The organism is Streptosporangium roseum DSM 43021 (assembly GCF_000024865.1).
In the GTDB taxonomy this organism is placed as follows: Bacteria; Actinomycetota; Actinomycetes; order Streptosporangiales; family Streptosporangiaceae; genus Streptosporangium; species Streptosporangium roseum.
The window spans coordinates 8,639,207-8,655,946 of sequence record NC_013595.1 but is presented as its reverse complement, the minus strand read 5'-3'; the positions used below and the strand labels follow the sequence as shown (position 1 = coordinate 8,655,946).

Below are 16,740 nucleotides of genomic sequence, written 5' to 3'. Positions count from 1 at the left end.
TTCACCGCTTTCCCTCCCGTGTCACGGCAGCGGCGACGGCCTCTCCCCAGCGGGAACGGAAGTCGGCTGCCTGATCCGCGGACCATCGAGGTCCGTAGGTCGTGCTGGGTTCCCACGCGTCCACCGCGTCCTCAAGGGCGAGCGACGGGTCGAGCGAGGCGCGGGCCAGTGCCACCGCGCCCAGCGGGGTGGCGTGCTGGGAGGGGTAGACGTCGATCCGGATCTGCATCAGATCGGCGACCGCCTGCATGAGAACGCGGCTCCGGGTGAGCCCGCCGTCCACGCGGAGCGTGGTCAACGGCTGCCCGAGGTCGGTGGCGACGAGCTCGCCGAGCTGGGCGACCTGCGCCGCGATCCCCTGCAGTACGGCGAGCACGAGGTGGCGCGGGCCGGTGGAGAGCGTCATCCCGGTGAACGCGGCCCTGGCGTCGGGACGCCACCACGGGGCGGCCAGGCCGGCCAGCGCCGGGACGCACAGGACCCCTTCGGCGTCCGCGGCCGCGACGGAGTCGAGGTCCGCCGCGCTCCGGACGAAACCGAGGTCCTGCAGCCACCGCACAGCGGAGGCGGCCGTGTAGACCTGGCCGTCGAAGCAGTAGGAGGTCTCCCCCCGGACGCGCCAGGCGACCGACGCGGCCAGTCCCGCCGTGGAGCGGGTGGCGGAGGTGCCGGTGTTGGCCAGCAGGAACGCGCCGGTGCCGAAGGTGCATTTCGCCTCGCCGGCCCTCAGGCAGTTCTCCGCGAGCAGCGCCGCCTGCTGGTCGACCACGAGCCCGGCGACGGGGACGTGCCCGCCGAACGCGGAGGTGCCGCCGACCACCTCGTCGCACGAGACGATGCGGGGCAGACGCTCCTCGCCGAGCCGGAACAGTTCGAGCAGCTCCGCGTTCCACTCGACGTCGCCGAGCCGCGTCACCAGCGATCGGCTGGCCGTGGAGACGTCGGTGACGAACTCCCCGGTCAGATGGTGGACGATCCAGGAGTCCGAGGTGGTGACCACCCCCTCGCCCGTCACGTTCCGGCGCAGCCACGCCATCTTGGGGGCGGAGAAGTACGGGTCCAGGATCAGCCCGGTGGTGTCGGCGATCCGATCCCTGAACCCGTCCAGCTCCGCGCAGATGCCCGCCGACCGGCGGTCCTGCCACACGATGGCGGGGGAGAGGGGGTCGCCTGTGACGGGGTCCCACGCCAGCACGGTCTCGCCCTGGTTCGCCAGCGTGACGGCGTCGATCCGCGCACCGGCCCGCGCGACGGCCTCGCGGCCGGCGTCGAGGACCGAGTCGAGCAGTTCGCGGGGGTCCTGCTCGACTCCTCCCCCGGGCAGGTAGGTGGGACGGACGGGGAGCTCGGCGATGCCGAGCACCCCGCCGTCACCGTCGACGACGACCGCCTTGGTGCCGGACGTCCCCTGGTCTATCGCCAGTACCGTCGTCACCGCCCGCGCGCCCCGTCCGTGTCGTCGACGGCCCCCGCGCCTGCGGTGGCGCCGTCCCTGGCGGCTTCCGTGCCCTTGGCGGCGTCGGCGTTCAGCTCCGCGTCGATGGAGTGCATGTCCGGCATCGCCAGCCCCCTGGCCCCGCCGCGGGTGACCAGGAGGTACACCAGGTACGCGGCGCCCAGGACAAGCATGATCAGCACGTAGGTCCACGGGTCCACGAACGAGGCGTCACGGAAGAGCAGCAGCTCGAACACCAGCCAGACCAGCGCGACGACGATCACCGGGATCTCCCACCGGCCCAGGTCGAATCCCCTGCTCGGCGGCAGCGCCTTCCGCTTGACCACGTACATGACGACGGTCCCCGTGTAGATGATCGCGGGCAGCAGGGTGGCGGCGGCGAACAGTCCGAACAGGGCGTCGGTCCGGGTGGAGAAGATCGCCAGGATCAGCTCGCCGATGACGAGCATGAACACGGTGGCGTTCAGAGGCGTGCCGAACCGCGGCGAGATCTTCCGCCAGGCCTGCCAGCCGGGGAACCGCTCGTCGCGGGACATCGCCCACACCAGGCGCACCCCGGTCATGAGGATCACCATGCCGCAGGCGAAGATCGCGATCACCACCAGCACCAGCAGCGCCGTACCCACGACGGGGCCCAGCACCCGGGTGATCACATCGGCGATCGGCGTCGCCGACTTCGCCAGCTCGACCGGGTCGCCGGCGAGCAGGGTGACGGCGACGAGGAACAGGAACCCGAGCACGCCGGAGGCGAGAACCGCCTGCCACATGGCGCGGGGGACGACGCGGGCCGGGTCCTTCGTCTCCTCCGCGAGGTTGGCCGCCGACTCGAAGCCGACGATCGTGAACGCGCCGAGCAGGAAGCCCAGCATCCACGGGCCCGCCGAGGTGAGCGTCCCGAAGCTGAGGTAGCCGTCGGCCGGGACGGCGCCGGTGCTGAACAGGTTCGCGAAGTTGACCTCCTTCGCGACGAACCCCACGCCGAGGAGGAGCAGGACGAGGGCGACCATGCCGATGAGCTCCGCGGACACGGCGAAGTTGTTGACCCGCTCGGTCCACTTGGTGGAGAACGCCACCAGGACGGCCTGGAACAGGATGACCACGCCTGTGATCACCCACGCGTTCAGCGCCGTCCCCTCGTACTGCAGCAGAACGGGCAGAACGGTGGAGGCGATGGTGTAGTCCACCGCGACGACCACGATCGCCAGGAACGTGAACGAGATCCAGCCGATGATCCACCCGAGCACGGGGTTCGCCAGCCGGGACATCCACTGGTAGGAGTATCCGGTCACCGGGATGCGCGCGGCCAGGGACCCGAAGATGAACGCGACGGCCAGCTGCCCGACAATCACGATCGGCCAGGTCCAGATGCCGACCGGTCCGGAGCTGTTCAGCACCGAACCGTAGGTGGTGAAGATGCCGGTGGCGATCGAGACGAAGGCGAACGCGACGGCGAACGAGGCGAAGCGGCCGGTGCCGCGCTTCATCGCCTGCTTGTAGCCGAACTCCTCGACGCCTGAGGTGGTCTCACTGCCGGGGGTGGGTGGTGAATACTGGGACATGGATTCCCAACTCCTATGTTTCCTGTCAGATGGCGCATCGGCTGGGGGAGTCTGAGCCGGGCGGCGTTACCGCGCCGTCCGGCTCCTCGAACCATCGGGGACCTTCAGGGAAGAACGATCACCCCGCCCTCGCCCGTGATGGCGTCCCGAATGCTCGGCGGAGGCTCCGCCTCCGTGATCAGGCCGTCGAACTCGTCCATGCCGGCGACGCGATGGCGGGCGACCCGGCCGAACTTGCTGGAGTCGGCGAGTACGTACGAGCAGGCCGCGTTCCTGAGGATCGTCCTGCGTACGGCGATCTCGTCCAGGTAGTAGTCGGTCAGACCGGCCACGGCGTCGACGCCGCCGGACCCGAGGAACGCGATGTCCGGGTTCAGGTCCGCGAAGAACGCCTGGGCGACCGAGTTCGAGAGCGCGAGATCTCCTCCCCGGAGCCTGCCCCCGCAGACGAGGATCTCGATGTCGGCCCGCTCGGAGAGCTCGGCCGCGACCAGGAGGGAGCAGGTGGCCACGGTCCCGGAGAAGTCCAGCGGCAGCGCGCGGGCCACGTCGACGGCGGTGGTCCCCACATCGATCACGATCGTCTGGCCCGCGCGGGTGAGCGCCGCCGCGGCGCGGCCGATGCGCTTCTTCGCCTCCGCGGCGGTCCCGGTCCGCTCGACGAACGGGGTCTCCTCCCCGGCCGCCTGCCCGAGCGCGATCGTCGCGCCTCCATGGACGCGCACCAGCTTTCCCCGGCGTTCGAGCAGGACGAAGTCACGGCGGATCGTCTCCGCCGACACGGCGAGCTCGCGTGCGAGGTCGTCGGTGCTGACCACGCGGGAGGCCCGGAGCGCCTCCCCGATCCGCGAATGCCGCTCAGCGGGCAGCATGCTTGCCCGCTTCTGTGGACTTCTGTGCTTCCATGAGGGGAAGTATGCGTGGCTGTTGATTAGAGCGTCAATATGTCGGGCTGCCGCAACCGGACTTTTTACTCAAATCTTCACCAAGTCCGCGGGTGGGAGCCGGTGGTGGGGGACACTCCGGCGGCGGTTGCGCAGGGGGGCGGGGTGGCGGTGAAGCGGGGCGCCCCGGTGGCGGTTGCACGAGGCGGTTTCGAGGCGGTGAGGTAGGGCGTCCCGGTGGCGGTTAGGCGCGGGAGTCCGGTGGTGGTTGCGCGGGGAGTCGGGCGGCGGTGAAGCGGGGTGCCCCCTGTGGCGGCTGCGCGGGTCACTCCGGAGGCTGTTTCGTCATCTGGAACCAGACCACGCGTCCCGCCGGATCGTCGTGCCATCCCCACGCCGAGGCCAGCTCCCGCACCAGCCACAGTCCCCGGCCTCCGCCGCTGTCCGCGTCGACGTCCTGGTGGACCCGGGGAGTACGGCTGGCCGACCCCTGGTCGATTACATCGACGTGGAGCACCTCGGTGCGCTCGGTGACGACCACCGCCACCTGCCCGTCGGGGCGGCAGCCGGAGTCGGAGTGCCGCACCGAGTTGGTCACGAGCTCGGTGACGAGGAGGAGAGCGTCCTCCAACCGGCTGGGGCCGACGGCGCCCAGCAGGTCGCGGACGTATAACCGGGCCTGCGGAACGGACGCGACGTCTCCAGGAAGTGCGACATGTCCCAGCATTTCCGATGCCATCGCGTCACCGTCCCCGCGATCCGCCGGGCTATGTCCCCTGCTTTCCCCCGATCCTGTGAGCCCGGTCACACTGCCGGCCGGATGCCCGCCGGTGACCTCGGCGCGTGCCCCCTGACCGCACCGGCGGCGGATCCCGGCCTTCGACGGACAACGGAGGACACGCACCCGGACACGCCACCCCGCGGTGAGCGGCTCGCCGCCGGTCCCCGTACCGGGTGGATTGCTGACAGGCTGGCGGTATGCGGATCGACCTGCACGCCCACTCCACCGCCAGTGACGGTACGGACCCTCCCGGCGAGCTGGCGGAGAAGGCGGCCGCGGCCGGGCTGGACGTGGTGGCGCTCACCGACCACGACACGACCGCCGGGTGGGAGGCCGCCGCGGCCGCGCTGCCCGCGGGGCTGACGCTGGTGCGCGGCGCCGAGCTGTCGGGCCGGTGGTACGGCGCCGAGCCGACCGTGGGGCTGCACCTGCTCGCCTACCTCTTCGACCCCGGTCACGGGCCGCTGGCCGCGGAGCTGGCCCGGGTCCGCAGGTCCCGCGAGCAGCGGGCGGAGCGGACGGTGGCGCTGCTGAACGACGGCGGCATCGACGTCACGGTCCCCGAGATACGCGAGTACGCGGCCGGCGGCACCGTGGGACGCCCCCATCTCGCGCAGGCGCTCATCCGGCGGGGCCTCGTCGAGACCGTGAGCGAGGCCTTCGCGCCGGAATGGCTGGGCCGCCGCTACCGCCTGCCCAAGGCCGACATCGACGCGTTCACCGCCGTCCGGCTGGTGAACGAGGCCGGTGGCGTCTCGGTGCTGGCGCACCCGCGGGCGAGCAGCCGGGGCCACATCGTGCCCGACACGCTGATCGCCGAACTCGCGGCGGCGGGCCTGTGGGGCGTCGAGGCGGACCACACGGACCACACGGCGGACGACCGCGCGCACGTGCGCCGGCTCGCCCGCGACCTGGGCCTGCGGGTCACCGGCTCCAGCGACTACCACGGCACCAACAAGACCGTCCGCCTCGGCGCCTTCACCACCGACCCGTCCGTCTACGAGGACCTGATCTCCGCCGCGACGGGCACCGTACCCCTCGTCGGAGCGTGAGGGGGACCGCCGGGCGGTCCTTGCAGGAGTGGGCGTCAGCCGGGCTGGCTGTTGTCCTTGTGCGCGCCCCAGCCGTGCCAGCGGTCGATCTCGATCCAGGCGCTGACCCTGCCGCGGTCCCGCTGCGGATACTCCTTCCCGAGGTACTGCTGGGCCAGCCGGTCGATGCCGCTCAGATCCGTGTCGTCACGTAATTCGGCGACATGTCCGATGATGCTGACGTGCGTGTACCAGTTGTCCTCGTCGAGCACGGTGAGGGTGACCCGGGGATCGGCGCGTATGTGGTCCAACCGCTTGCGGCCCTTGTCCATGTTGATCAGAATCCGGCCGTCGTCCCAGAGGTACCAGGTGGCCGTGGACACCGGCTGGCCGTCGGACCGGAGCGTCGCGATGACGGCGGGGTTCGGCTTCTTCAGCATGGCGACTGCTTCCTCCGGAAGCGGCGGGTTCGACATGATCTCTCCTCTCCGCATCGGCGTTCCCCGCGGTGAGGTGCCGCATGCGGTTCACGAGATGCGAGACGTACGTCCACGGTGTCACACCCGGTGGAGCCGGTTCCCACCCCCCTCCGCGCGCCGTCCGCCCCGCGGTGGGAACGCCGGATCGGTGGCATGGCTGATCGTCCGGCTGCGCGGGCGTCCGGCAGGGGGGTGCGGGCGTCCGGCAGGAGGGTACGGGCGTCCGGCAGGGGGTACGGGCGTTCGGCGGAGAGCGTGGGCGTCCGGCAGGGGGACACGGGCATTCGGCAGGGGGTCAGTAACCCGTGGTGGGATCGATCACTCCTTCCAGCGGAAGGCCCTCCCGCAGGTGACGCACGTTCCGCTCGACCCGCTCGCAGAGCATCCGCATGACGTACTCGGCGGAGTCCGCGCAGTGCGAGGTGATGAGGGCCCTGGGGTCGCTCCACAGAGGGTGCCCCTCGGGGAGCGGTTCGGGGTCCGTCACGTCCAGGCCGGCGGCGGCGATCGCCCCGTCCCGGAGGGCTTCGATCAGCGCGTCCGTGTCGATGTGCGCGCCGCGTGCGACGTTGACCACGACGGCGTCCGCCGGCAGCAGGGCCAGCTCGGCGGCGCCGATGACGTGCCTCGTCTCCGGGGTGAGGGCGAGGGCCAGCACCAGGACGTCGGTCTCGGGGAGTACGGCGTGCAGAGCCGTGGACGGCAGCGTCTCCTCGGCGCCCTCGACCTTCTCCGGCCGGCGGCGGATCACCCGGACATGGCACTCGAAAGGCCGCAGGAGACGGACGAGCTCGGTGGCGATGCCGCCGCCGCCCAGGATCGTCACCCTCTGACCGTGCAGCGACCGGGGATCGACCGGAGACCAGTGCGGCGTCCGCGCCTGCCGTACGACACTGCGCAGGCAGGCCAGCGTCAACATCAGCGCGTGCTCGCTCACCTGCCCGGCGAACGACCCCTTGGCGCAGGTGAAGGTCACCGGCCGGTGGAAGAGCCCGGTCGTCGCGAACTTCTCCACCCCCGCCCAGGGGAACTGCACCCACCCGATCCCCGGGTGACCGTCCAGCGCCAGCCGGAGCTCCTCCGGCTCCCCGGGGATGAGCCACACCAGGCCGTCGGCCTCGTCCGGCGGCACGATGACACCGCCCCCGGCGGCCACGGCCTTCTCGATGTTGGTACGGAGAAGGTCGAGGTCGGGGGAGTTGGCGCGGCCGTAGGCCGCTCCGATCTCCGCGGACGGGGCGATCGCGATACGGGCTTCCATGGGGCCACATTCTGCCGCGCCCGCCCGGCCCGGGTCCGACCCGGGTACGCGGTGTCCGTTCTCAGTGCGTCTGATCCGTTCTCACGGGTCCGGCCCGTCAGAGCTCCCCGGATGCGGCGGCCACATACTTGTCGGCCCCTTTCAGCACGATGGTCGGCGCGAAGCGGCTGTGCGGGCCGACACCGCTCCTGCGGGGATCACGGTGTCGCGGACAGATCGTCGTCCGGACGGGTTTCGATCGCGCGAAACGCCGCGATGGTAGGAGGCTCCAGCGCCTCCGCGTGGTGGGATCGCGCGCACTCGTCCAGCGCCTGGAGGACCGCGGCAGGGTCGGTGACGCTGGTGGCATGACGGTCGAGGAACATGAGCTGTCGCTGGGTCAGCGTCCTGACCGAGAGCCGGCCGTCATCCTTCATGATCAGGATGGAGCCCACGAGCATCACCGCCTTGTCGGTTCCCTCCAGCGACTGCACCAGTTTGGCGACGGCCTCCGCCTGCCGGTTGTCGTTGTCGGCCTGCTGGCTGTGGATGGTGGCCAGCTCGATGCCACGGCGGACCTCCTCGGCGATCTCCTTGGCGGTTGCCGAGGTCGCCACATCTTTGGTCCACATCGTCAGCCGCTGGAAGAAGGATCCGATGATCGGCCTGGAGTCGGGTTCGACCGTCCATCCGAACGCGGCGGCCAGGTCGACGAGCGCGTCCCGCACCGCCGGGCCCGCCTGGGTCTCGCTCACATGAACAGCGCAGGCCTGCCTCTGCGGTTCCACACCCGCAGTCGCGTCCATGGCCTCGGCCTGCGTGCGCAGTGCTTCCCGGAGGGAATCCTCCGCGCGGGCGCCTTTCCCGATGGCGGCGAGCATGTCCTCGGCCGCTCCGGTGAGGGGGCTGTCCAGGTGTCCCCGCTCCGCGAGGAGGCGGAACAATTCCATCCGGGCGCTCAGATCAGCGCGCTCTCGCTCACGCTTATGCTCTGCCGTACGCTGCCACTGCTCCTGGATGGCGCTCTCACGCTCATGCTCTGTCGCACGCTGCCGCTGCTCCTGGATCGCCCTCTCACGCTCCAGCTCATGCCGCTGCTGTGCCCGAAGCAGGTAGCGCTTCAACTCCTGCTTCCGTAGGGATCGGTCCTCCCGATACCGCTGGAGTATTTGGTTCTTCCGGTCCTCGAAGAGAGCTTCCGGTCCGCCTTCCTGCCCTGTCCGGAGGTGCTGACCGATGCGCCGGGCCTGTTCGGAGATTGAAACCGTCTCGGTGCTGGAGAGCTTGAGCTCCTGCCCCCCGGCGGAAATGCTTACGACCATGCCGTGTTCCGGCTGTGAAAAACCGAATTTGGTCCGATGGCGCAGCCAGACGACTATCGCATGAGCGAATGCGGGGATGTCGGCCGGATCGAAGGAGAAGAGCAGCGACTCACGTGCACGGTCGATGGAGTCGGGGTGGCCCTGTCCGTCAGCGGTGCCGATCCGTGACAGAAGCCTGGTCTCATGCGCGGCAGTCCTGCGCAGATCCTCCAGCAGACGGCGGGAGAGCTCGTCGTCGTCGCCGTCCACCGTCACGAGAACGTCCATGATTCCTCACCTGCTCGATGCGGGGCCTCATTTCATGAGACGCCTCTCAGCACCATGGCGGAGACGGAAGAGGTCTCAGGTCGATACCGAAGCGCTCCCGGTCGGCAGTCGGCATGGCATCGATGACAAGTGCGACAACCGGCGTGACCTTCGACTTTCGTGCTCATTAGGGGCTCAGGCGTGTGCCGCGACCAGCCTCAGCTGCTATCCCGTCGACATCACGGACGGATCTGTGGGCATTACTGGTGAGGCTGGTCACCGTGATAGAAGGTGCGTTGGCCCGGTAAGCGTGAAGACCGCTGCCGAAAAATCGGCGAGGCGAGTGGCCAGCGTCTCGACGGCGAGGTCGCGTGGAAGCGCGGTATTGAATTTGAGCCCGTTCAATGCTCTGTCATCCACCTCCGGACGCCTGATCTCGAGGGTCCGCAAGCCATCGCGCCAGGCGGATCTGGTGAGATCGTTGCGCAATCTGACGCGCAAGTCGTCCACCCGATGGGTGGGATCGGCCAGAGGTCCGAGTGTGGCCTTCAACGTGGCGTTGCCCCGGTATCCCGCCCAGGTCCACCAGTAGAGGTCGCCGTCCTCACGTACGATCACGGTGCCCTCAGGATGAACGGTGCCGGCGATCTCCGCGCGCATCTTGGCGAGTACGTCGACAGCCCGGCGTGTGAGCCGTACCGAGGGGTCGGCACCCAGGGCGACATCGCGCATGGCGCGTGCCAGTGAGAAGGACGTGCCCCCGAACGCCGATGACGCCCATCGAGCCTCTCCTCCCGTTCCCTCCACGGGGTCGACGAAGCACCGCCGCCGTTTCCAGTCGATCCAGTCCACCTCCCAGGTCCTCCCCGCGAGAAGCAGCAGACGCGGACCTTGAACCGAGGAGGTCAGCAGGCCGGGGTCGGTACGGCCGATCTCGATGCTGCCGTGGAGCACGGTGAACTCCGGCGGTGCAGTGAACACCGCGGTCAGGTCCATGAAATGACGGCGCCCGAAGCGTTGTTCAGCCGCAGGCCCGATGAGTAGTCCACCACCGTCTCGTTCGAGGAACCCCTCAGCGATCAGGTGGTCGAGCAGTGGCTGAGCGGAGCGATGTTCAAAAGGGCTGAGACCGTTCCACCAGTCCGGCCAGAGCGAATCGCCGATCCGTCCTTCCTGCAAAGTGAGCGCCAGGAGTTGCTGGGCGACAATGTGCCGTGGCTCCTGCGGGGGCTGCACCGGCTCGACATAGCCTGTGCCCCACAAGTGCAGCAGCCCCGCCGCGGTGAGGAGATCGTCACGGCTCAGTGCCAGAACCAGGCAGTTGCGACGCGTGCCCGATCGCCGTCCCGTACGGCCGAGCCGCTGGAGAAATGAGGCGACGGACCAGGGCGCGTTGATCTGGATGACGCGGTCCAGGTCACCGACGTCGATCCCCAGTTCCAGAGTGGACGTGGAGACGATGACGCAGTCACGGGCTTGGGCGAAGGCTTCCTCGGCACGACGGCGTTCGTCGGCGGAGAGAGAGGCATGGGACAGGAAGGTGTTCACGCCGTGGCCGCGGAGCATCTCTCCCAGTTCCTCGACCATGCGCCGGGAGTCACAGAAGACCAGCCGTTTCTCACCCTGGTGCAGCGCGGCGATGACGCGGGCCGCGTTCGCCGTGGAGCCGACGTAGTCCAGCTCGATGTCAGGAGGATCGGAGCCGATGACCGCCTCGGGAGCGATCACCTGTGCGGGGCGTGTCCCCATGCCGGACCCCTGGAGCCAGGAGAGCAGATCGCCGGGGTTGCCGACCGTGGCGGAGAGCCCGATCCGCTGAAGAGGGCGTTCCGCCAGGCGGGTGAGCCGTTCCAGGACGCACAGCAGGTGCCAGCCCCGGTCGTCCTTGGCGAAGGCGTGCACCTCGTCCACCACCACCGTCCGCAGGTCCCGCATGAGGCGCCGGTGGTCCACCCGGGTCCCGATGAGCATCGCCTCAAGCGATTCCGGAGTGGTCAGCAACACGTCCGGCGGGTCACGCAGGATTGACCGCCGCCGCGAACCGGAGACGTCGCCGTGCCAGAGCTCCACCCGCCTGCCCAGCCAGGTTGCGTACATCTGCAGGCGTGGGAGCAAATTGTTGAGGAGCGCCTTCAGCGGACAGACGTACAGAACCGACAGGCCTGACCATCGCTGCTCCTCCATCGAGGAGAGCAGCGGGAAGACCACCGCTTCGGTCTTGCCGCCGGCGGTCGGGGCGACCAGGAGGGCGTCATCCCCGTTCTTGATCGGAGAGAGAGCCTCGGCCTGCAGTGTTCTCAGCTCAGGCCAGCCGAGGGTGTTGGTGACGTGGTAGGCCAGCGTCGGATGCAGTGACGTCACGTCAGGTCGAGTTCCACCTCGTCCGCCGACAAAGTTCGGTGTGCACCGTGTGCCGTGCCGCCTGCAGTGCCACGCGCCGTATCGCCCGCCGTTCTGCGTGCCGTGCCACGCGCCGCGTTGCGCTCGTCGTCGTTCAGTTCGGTGTCGGAGATGGTCAGCCGGTAGTGCCTGCGGGGATCGAAATCCTCATGGTCGGCCACGCGGTGCAGCACGTCCGCGACGAGTTTCCGCAGGAATGTCCGGGGAGCCGTACCGACTCCCAACCGGCCCGCGACGGTTGCGGACAGGTCCTTGATGTAGCCGTCATCGACCAGCGATCTGATCCGTGCCTCGGCGGGGTTCCCCCCGGCGTAGAGGTCGCGTACGGCACAGCCGAGCTGGACGAGCTTGTCCGTGTCGAAACCGGTAAGACGGATCTGCACCGCGCGGGCCGTGTCGAACCGGGGATCGGTGTCGAAGTCAGTGGCCAGCCGTTGGGCGAGTGGGGTGAGCCGCTGCACGCCCTGCTGCCCGTCGTAGAACGCGGGGGTTCCGGTGATGACGAGATAGAGCCCCGGGAACCGGCCCTTGTCGATCTCATCGATGAGCTGCCGGAGCGTGTTGAGGCTCCGCTCCCGGATGTCGCTGCGCATACGCTGCAACGTCTCGATCTCATCGAGCACGACGAGCAGCCCGGGGTGACCGCAGTCCCGCAGCACCACCAGCAGGCCCTGCAGGAAGCCCAGCGCGTTCCCCGAGTCCAGCTTCCCCTTGATGTTCGCGTAGCGGAGAACAGCCGCCGCCACGTTCGGTTCCCCGCCCACCCACGCCAGCAACCCGTCCGCGATGGCCTGGTCTCCGGCGAGTCTGGCCCGGCGGTAGAAGCGCAACGCGGTGGCGAAGGCGGGAGCGGTCTGGGCCGCCTCGGCGAGCCGGGACTCGATGAGCTCGTCGACCGCCGGCACCATCGCCCGCCGGTTGTCCTTGGCGATTCCCGCCGCGGCGCTCACATCGTCCTCAAGGGTGAGGAGCCAGCTGTCGACGATCTCCCGTAGCGCGCTCGGCGGGCTGCTGGCCGTGGAGAGCCCGCCGATCAGGGCACGGTAGACGGTCTCCAGCTTGTGCAGGGGCGTCTGGGTGTCGGAGATCTGGATCTCGCTGGTAGCCATCCGCATCCGCTTGGCCCGTTCTGCGAGCCACCGTGCGAAGAAGGTCTTGCCGGAGCCGTACTCGCCGCGGATCGCCTTGAAACCACCGCGACCGCTCGCCGCGACGGCGAGTTCCTCGTCGAGGACTTTCTCGAACCCTTCCATGCCGACGGCGAAGAGATCGAGGCCGTTCTGCGGGACGGTACCGCGCCCCAGAGCGGCGATGATCTGCTGTCGTCTCGCCCGGCTGACCTTGTGCCTCATGGCTCAACCTCCTCGTCGAAAAACTGTTCCATCAGGAGCCGCAGGTTCAGGTCGACGGTCTGGTCGCCGTCCTTGAGAGTGAGGACGTCATATCCGTCGACGTTGAGCAGGCGCTTCGCCGCACCCATCAGCAGGCCCGTCCGCTCTACCGGTTCGTTGATCAGTGCCCCCGCCTCCGTCACGGAGAGACGGCCATCACGAGCGTCCAGACCATTGATCAGCGCGGTGACCTGCTCGTCGGAGATCGCACTGCGGGAGATCCGCCGCTGCTCGGCGAACGCGTCGGACGCGGTCACCCGTTCGCCGAGCGTCACGGGACGGTCGGGAACGCTCGGCCCGGTCGTCGTCGGCATGGTGACCGGGACGCTCTCACGCGGGACGGGCGGCGGAGCCTGTGGCACAGATCCCAGCGGTGGCTGGGAGACCTGTGCGGATATCGGTGAGGGCCGGGAGGTTGGTACGGACCTCGGCGGTGGCTGTTGCGAGATCGGCACGGAGGTTCGGGAGGCGCGTGACGGTGTTTCCGGCGACGGGGGGTTCACCGATGAACCGATCGGCGGGCTGATCCATTCGGAATCGGGACGGTGCGTCTCGGCGTGCTCGGCCGGCTCGGAGACCTGCCGGAGCGGGGGCCGGCTCACGATGATCCGCCTGTGGCCGAGGATCGCCTGAACCCATTCCCTCGCGATCGGGCGAGAACCACGCGGACCCGCCGCGCGTGCGAACAGGTCGGCGACCGCGTGCGCCGTCCGCGGCTCCAGACCGGGAAGCAGCGTCAACTCCTTGCCGGGGCGAACATGTGCGTCACAAGCCAGCACGCGGCCCATGAGCAGCGCGAGCTTGTAGCGGTCGGTGTCCAGATCAGGGCCGGTGGACGGCTGGAGAGGGTCGTCCCAGCCGGGAGTATGGGCTTGCCCCAGCACGGGCTCACCGCCGTGACGGCGGAAGTCGTCGCAGTCGAGAACGAATATCTTGTACGGCGGAGCCGGCTGCCACAGCAGGTTGCGGGAGGAGAGGTCACCGAGCACGAACCCGTGGCCGTGCAGCAGGTCGACCAGCCGGGCGGCGGCCAGAGCGATCCCGGTACGGCCTGCGATGTCCGGCTGACGCGGGTCCTGCCAGGCCCGGTCGGGCTGGAACAGCAGGTAGCGCGCCTCGACCGGCGCGGACGCGCCGCCGATGTCACGGAGGAACTCGGCGGGAATCTCATGCATGAGGAATCCGGTGATCCGGTCTCCGTCACGGACACGTGCCACCGGCCACGCACAGACGCCGAGCAACAGATGCCGTTCGGTGGGCGGGAGGTTGTCACCGAAGTTCACGAGATCGGCGAGGGCTCTGTCGTTCACCGCCCCGGCCTGCGGTGTGTACTCCTTGTAGACGAGCCGACCGGGGCCTGTCACCCGGGTGACCGTCCCCTGGCCACCCTCGCCCAGGGGTTCGGGCTCCAGAGACAGTGAGGCCCGCCGCTGGTCGAGTGGGTGCGCTACGAAGGTCAATTCAGACTCTCCGGGTGCAGATCGCCGTACGGAGGGGCAACTGGGGGAGTACCTGCTCACTCATCAGGTGATCGTCAGTTCTTGGGAGTAGGGGCGCAGCCGTCCGAAACGAAGTAGATCTCCATGGAGATCGACCCGCTGGGGGCGGAGAGATCGTGGAAGTTCCGGGTCGCGGCCGTCCCGAAGATCTTCGGGTAGGCCTTGCCGAGGGCGGTGTTGACCCGCGTGGCGAGACGGACGCCTTCTCCGGAACCACCGTCGGCACCGAAGGTCAGGACCATGCCGGCGTGCCGACCGGCCAGATGCTTCTTGTACCGGAGAAGTTTCCTCTTCACCTGCACGGCCAGCGCGCTGTCATCGGCGCTCGGACTGACCCGGAACGAGACTTTGACGGGTTTCGCCCGGACGCCTCCGATGCGGGTCGCGCAAGGTGACGGAGTCGGGGTGGGTGCCCCCGTGCTCTCTCCCGCCAGCGGCTGGGCCGGCGCGGGAGGCGGAGCCTGGGCGCCGAGCATGATGATCGTAAGACCGAGCAGCAGGTCGGCGAAGAGCCAGCCGGCCAGCAGGATCGGGGTGGAGGGCCTTCGCCTGGTCCTCACCACAGTGATCCCTGGCGGCGGTCCATACCGACGCCGGAGGCGACGGGGCCGAGGACGTCGGCCGCACGGTCCACCGCGGTCCGCAACTCGACGATCGCGTCCTTCAGTTCGGTGAACTCTCCGTCGGAGAGCTCCTTCACCTTCGCCGGCAGGTCGGCCAGAACCTCCGCGACCGCGCCCGGGAGCCGGTCAAGCGTGTGGCGCGTCTCCTGTAGGAGGGTGATCGTCCTCCCCGAGGTGTCGGAGACCATCTCGATCCGGGAGGCATGCGCGTCGGCGGTGCTCGACCAGTCGCCGAGGGCCTCGCGAATCTCCGTGCTGGTATCTCCGAAGACCCGGCGGAACTCCGCGGCTGTGACGGTGAGGGAGTCGATGATCTGCCCGCCGATGAGGCCGACGGCCTTCTCCGTCGACGAGCCGACGGAGTCGAGCGAGACGGTCGTGCGGTCGATGGTGTGCCCGATACTCGCTGTCGCGCCGACCAGTTCTCCGACCTGGCTGTCCAGGCCGGAGATGGCGGATTGGAAGGCACTCTCGGTGGCTGAGCCGATCAGGTGGATCGAGTCCGTCGCGCGGTCCACGGCGCGGCCGATGTTCGCCGTCGTGCCGGTCAGCTCGCCGACGCGGGTGTCCAGGGCGGAGACGGTGCCCTGCAGAGACGTCATGGACCGTGCGAGGTCCTCGTTGAACGCGCGCCGCATGTCGAGGGTGGTCTGTGAGATGGCTGTCGACAGCTGGTCGCCGACACTCGTGACCGCTTGTCCGGTCGTGGACCCGACAGTGTCGATCATGGCTGAGATCTGTTCCACCGCCGCGGTCATGTCGTCGTGGGCGATGTCGATTTTCGCCAGGTGGTGACCGAGGGTCGCGATGGCCTCCCGCACGTCGATCGCGCTGCCGGTCAGCGTCTCGGTGGTCTGCTGCGCGGCCTTCCACGTCTGGGCCAGTGCGTCCACCAGTTCGGTTTGCGCCTTGCGCGCCGTCTCGCCGACGAGGGTGATCTCGGTCATCGTCCTGGTCAGCTCGGTCCCGAACCGGGTCGGGGAGGAGAGCCGGACCTGGCCGAGCAGCAGACTCGCCCGGGTCAACGCCCTGCGGAGACGAGCCCGAAGGACCGCCAGGTCGTGCTCGGAGGTGTCCTCCTTCTGCTCCGCGCTGTTCCGCATGACGTTCTCGAAGATGGTCCAGAAGATGAGGACGCCGATCGCGGCGAGCGTGTAGAAGGCGATGTTGTCGAATGTGAAGAACTCGGTCAGCCGTCCGTCGAAGCCTTGCTGCCACATCTCCAGGAAGGGCCGCTGGGCGGCCTCGGGGCCATCGGCCCGGAGAACCTCACCGTAGGCGTCCGTGGCCTGCATCAACCCCAACCACGTGACAAAGATCGGTACGAAGACGAGGATGGAGTTGAAAAGCACGAGGATCCAGCGAGGTATCCTCTTCCATTTCGTTTCCGCGGGTTCACTGTCCGGGATGATGGTGTCCTCGGCTGAGAAAGCGGCGAACAGGTCGATCTCACACCAGCGTTCAGCCTTGTCGGAGTCGGTGATCGCGTTCGCGAGGTCACGCAATTCATCTTTACGGGCCGCCAGGCGGGGATCGGCGGCGAGTTCACGCAGCTCGACGGTGAGCTCGTGATCCATCACGGACAATCACCACTCTCTCGTTAATGAATATGGGCATTGATCGACAAACCCGACATAACGCCCCATTGGCGGCATCCATGTGGTTATTGCGGCATGTGACGCTTAAGTTAACGGACGCATCAGAAGATATATGGGTTTACCGCTGGGAAGATCCGGCATGGGAACGATGCAAGGACTTCAGTGTCCGCCCGGATCGGGCCGGTTGCCGGATGGGCTGCCCGGTAGGGCGGAGAGTCGGGTGGCGCTGTT

13 protein-coding genes are annotated in these 16,740 nt (G+C 68.7%); 1 reads left to right on the top strand and 12 read right to left on the bottom strand.

Annotated features, from left to right (window positions below):
• Window position 1: 1 nt before the first annotated feature.
• The 4 genes from SROS_RS37830 to SROS_RS37815 form a co-directional block, all read right to left on the bottom strand.
• Window positions 2–1,435, bottom strand: coding sequence for an FGGY family carbohydrate kinase (locus SROS_RS37830; protein ID WP_012894239.1), 1,434 nt, complete (start codon window positions 1,433–1,435; stop codon window positions 2–4).
• Complete coding sequence (locus SROS_RS37825; protein ID WP_012894238.1) at window positions 1,432–3,015, bottom strand: amino acid permease; 1,584 nt, start codon at window positions 3,013–3,015, stop codon at window positions 1,432–1,434. Before SROS_RS37825 ends, SROS_RS37830 begins: the two co-directional genes overlap by 4 nt.
• Window positions 3,016–3,119: 104 nt before the next feature.
• Window positions 3,120–3,887, bottom strand: coding sequence for a DeoR/GlpR family DNA-binding transcription regulator (locus SROS_RS37820; RefSeq protein WP_012894237.1), 768 nt, complete (start codon window positions 3,885–3,887; stop codon window positions 3,120–3,122).
• A gap of 337 nt (window positions 3,888–4,224) precedes the next feature.
• Window positions 4,225–4,638 carry an ATP-binding protein gene (locus SROS_RS37815; protein WP_012894236.1) on the bottom strand — a complete coding sequence of 138 codons (414 nt, stop codon included), beginning with the start codon at window positions 4,636–4,638 and terminating at the stop codon, window positions 4,225–4,227.
• Window positions 4,639–4,877: 239 nt separating this feature from the next.
• Here SROS_RS37815 and SROS_RS37810 point away from each other — a divergent pair, with 239 nt between their 5' ends.
• Window positions 4,878–5,732: a PHP domain-containing protein gene (locus SROS_RS37810; protein WP_012894235.1), complete on the top strand. Its 855-nt coding sequence runs from the start codon at window positions 4,878–4,880 to the stop codon at window positions 5,730–5,732.
• Window positions 5,733–5,767: 35 nt separating this feature from the next.
• On the opposite strand, the gene SROS_RS37805 is transcribed toward SROS_RS37810, so the two are convergent.
• The 8 genes from SROS_RS37805 to SROS_RS37770 form a co-directional block, all read right to left on the bottom strand.
• Window positions 5,768–6,187, bottom strand: a complete 420-nt coding sequence (locus SROS_RS37805) for a PPOX class F420-dependent oxidoreductase (protein WP_012894234.1) — start codon at window positions 6,185–6,187, stop codon at window positions 5,768–5,770.
• A 298-nt stretch (window positions 6,188–6,485) separates the two neighbouring features.
• On the bottom strand, window positions 6,486–7,451 hold the full coding sequence (locus SROS_RS37800) for a D-isomer specific 2-hydroxyacid dehydrogenase family protein (protein WP_012894233.1): 966 nt from the start codon (window positions 7,449–7,451) through the stop codon (window positions 6,486–6,488).
• Between the two features lie 197 nt (window positions 7,452–7,648).
• A complete protein-coding gene (locus SROS_RS37795; protein ID WP_012894232.1) occupies window positions 7,649–9,019 on the bottom strand; it encodes a hypothetical protein in 1,371 nt (456 codons plus the stop codon).
• A 255-nt stretch (window positions 9,020–9,274) separates the two neighbouring features.
• On the bottom strand, window positions 9,275–11,359 hold the full coding sequence (locus SROS_RS37790) for a DEAD/DEAH box helicase (RefSeq protein ID WP_012894231.1): 2,085 nt from the start codon (window positions 11,357–11,359) through the stop codon (window positions 9,275–9,277).
• Entirely contained in the window at window positions 11,356–12,750 is a 1,395-nt protein-coding gene (brxD, locus tag SROS_RS37785; RefSeq protein WP_012894230.1) for a BREX system ATP-binding protein BrxD, read from the bottom strand. The genes SROS_RS37790 and brxD overlap by 4 nt, the downstream gene beginning before the upstream one ends.
• Complete coding sequence (locus SROS_RS46540) at window positions 12,747–14,249, bottom strand: hypothetical protein (protein WP_012894229.1); 1,503 nt, start codon at window positions 14,247–14,249, stop codon at window positions 12,747–12,749. Before SROS_RS46540 ends, brxD begins: the two co-directional genes overlap by 4 nt.
• Window positions 14,250–14,323: 74 nt before the next feature.
• Window positions 14,324–14,848, bottom strand: coding sequence for a hypothetical protein (locus SROS_RS37775; RefSeq protein ID WP_012894228.1), 525 nt, complete (start codon window positions 14,846–14,848; stop codon window positions 14,324–14,326).
• Window positions 14,845–16,488: a hypothetical protein gene (locus SROS_RS37770; RefSeq protein ID WP_012894227.1), complete on the bottom strand. Its 1,644-nt coding sequence runs from the start codon at window positions 16,486–16,488 to the stop codon at window positions 14,845–14,847. Before SROS_RS37770 ends, SROS_RS37775 begins: the two co-directional genes overlap by 4 nt.
• Window positions 16,489–16,740: the final 252 nt, after the last annotated feature.

Coding starts and splice junctions, on each gene's coding strand:
- SROS_RS37810 (WP_012894235.1), top strand. CDS start 4,878: ATGCGGATCGACCTGCACGCCCACTCCACCGCCAGTGACGGTACGGAC.
- SROS_RS37800 (WP_012894233.1), bottom strand. CDS start 7,451: ATGGAAGCCCGTATCGCGATCGCCCCGTCCGCGGAGATCGGAGCGGCC.
- SROS_RS37805 (WP_012894234.1), bottom strand. CDS start 6,187: ATGTCGAACCCGCCGCTTCCGGAGGAAGCAGTCGCCATGCTGAAGAAG.
- SROS_RS37795 (WP_012894232.1), bottom strand. CDS start 9,019: ATGGACGTTCTCGTGACGGTGGACGGCGACGACGACGAGCTCTCCCGC.
- SROS_RS37825 (WP_012894238.1), bottom strand. CDS start 3,015: ATGTCCCAGTATTCACCACCCACCCCCGGCAGTGAGACCACCTCAGGC.
- SROS_RS37820 (WP_012894237.1), bottom strand. CDS start 3,887: ATGCTGCCCGCTGAGCGGCATTCGCGGATCGGGGAGGCGCTCCGGGCC.
- SROS_RS37815 (WP_012894236.1), bottom strand. CDS start 4,638: ATGGCATCGGAAATGCTGGGACATGTCGCACTTCCTGGAGACGTCGCG.
- brxD (WP_012894230.1), bottom strand. CDS start 12,750: ATGAGGCACAAGGTCAGCCGGGCGAGACGACAGCAGATCATCGCCGCT.
- SROS_RS37770 (WP_012894227.1), bottom strand. CDS start 16,488: ATGGATCACGAGCTCACCGTCGAGCTGCGTGAACTCGCCGCCGATCCC.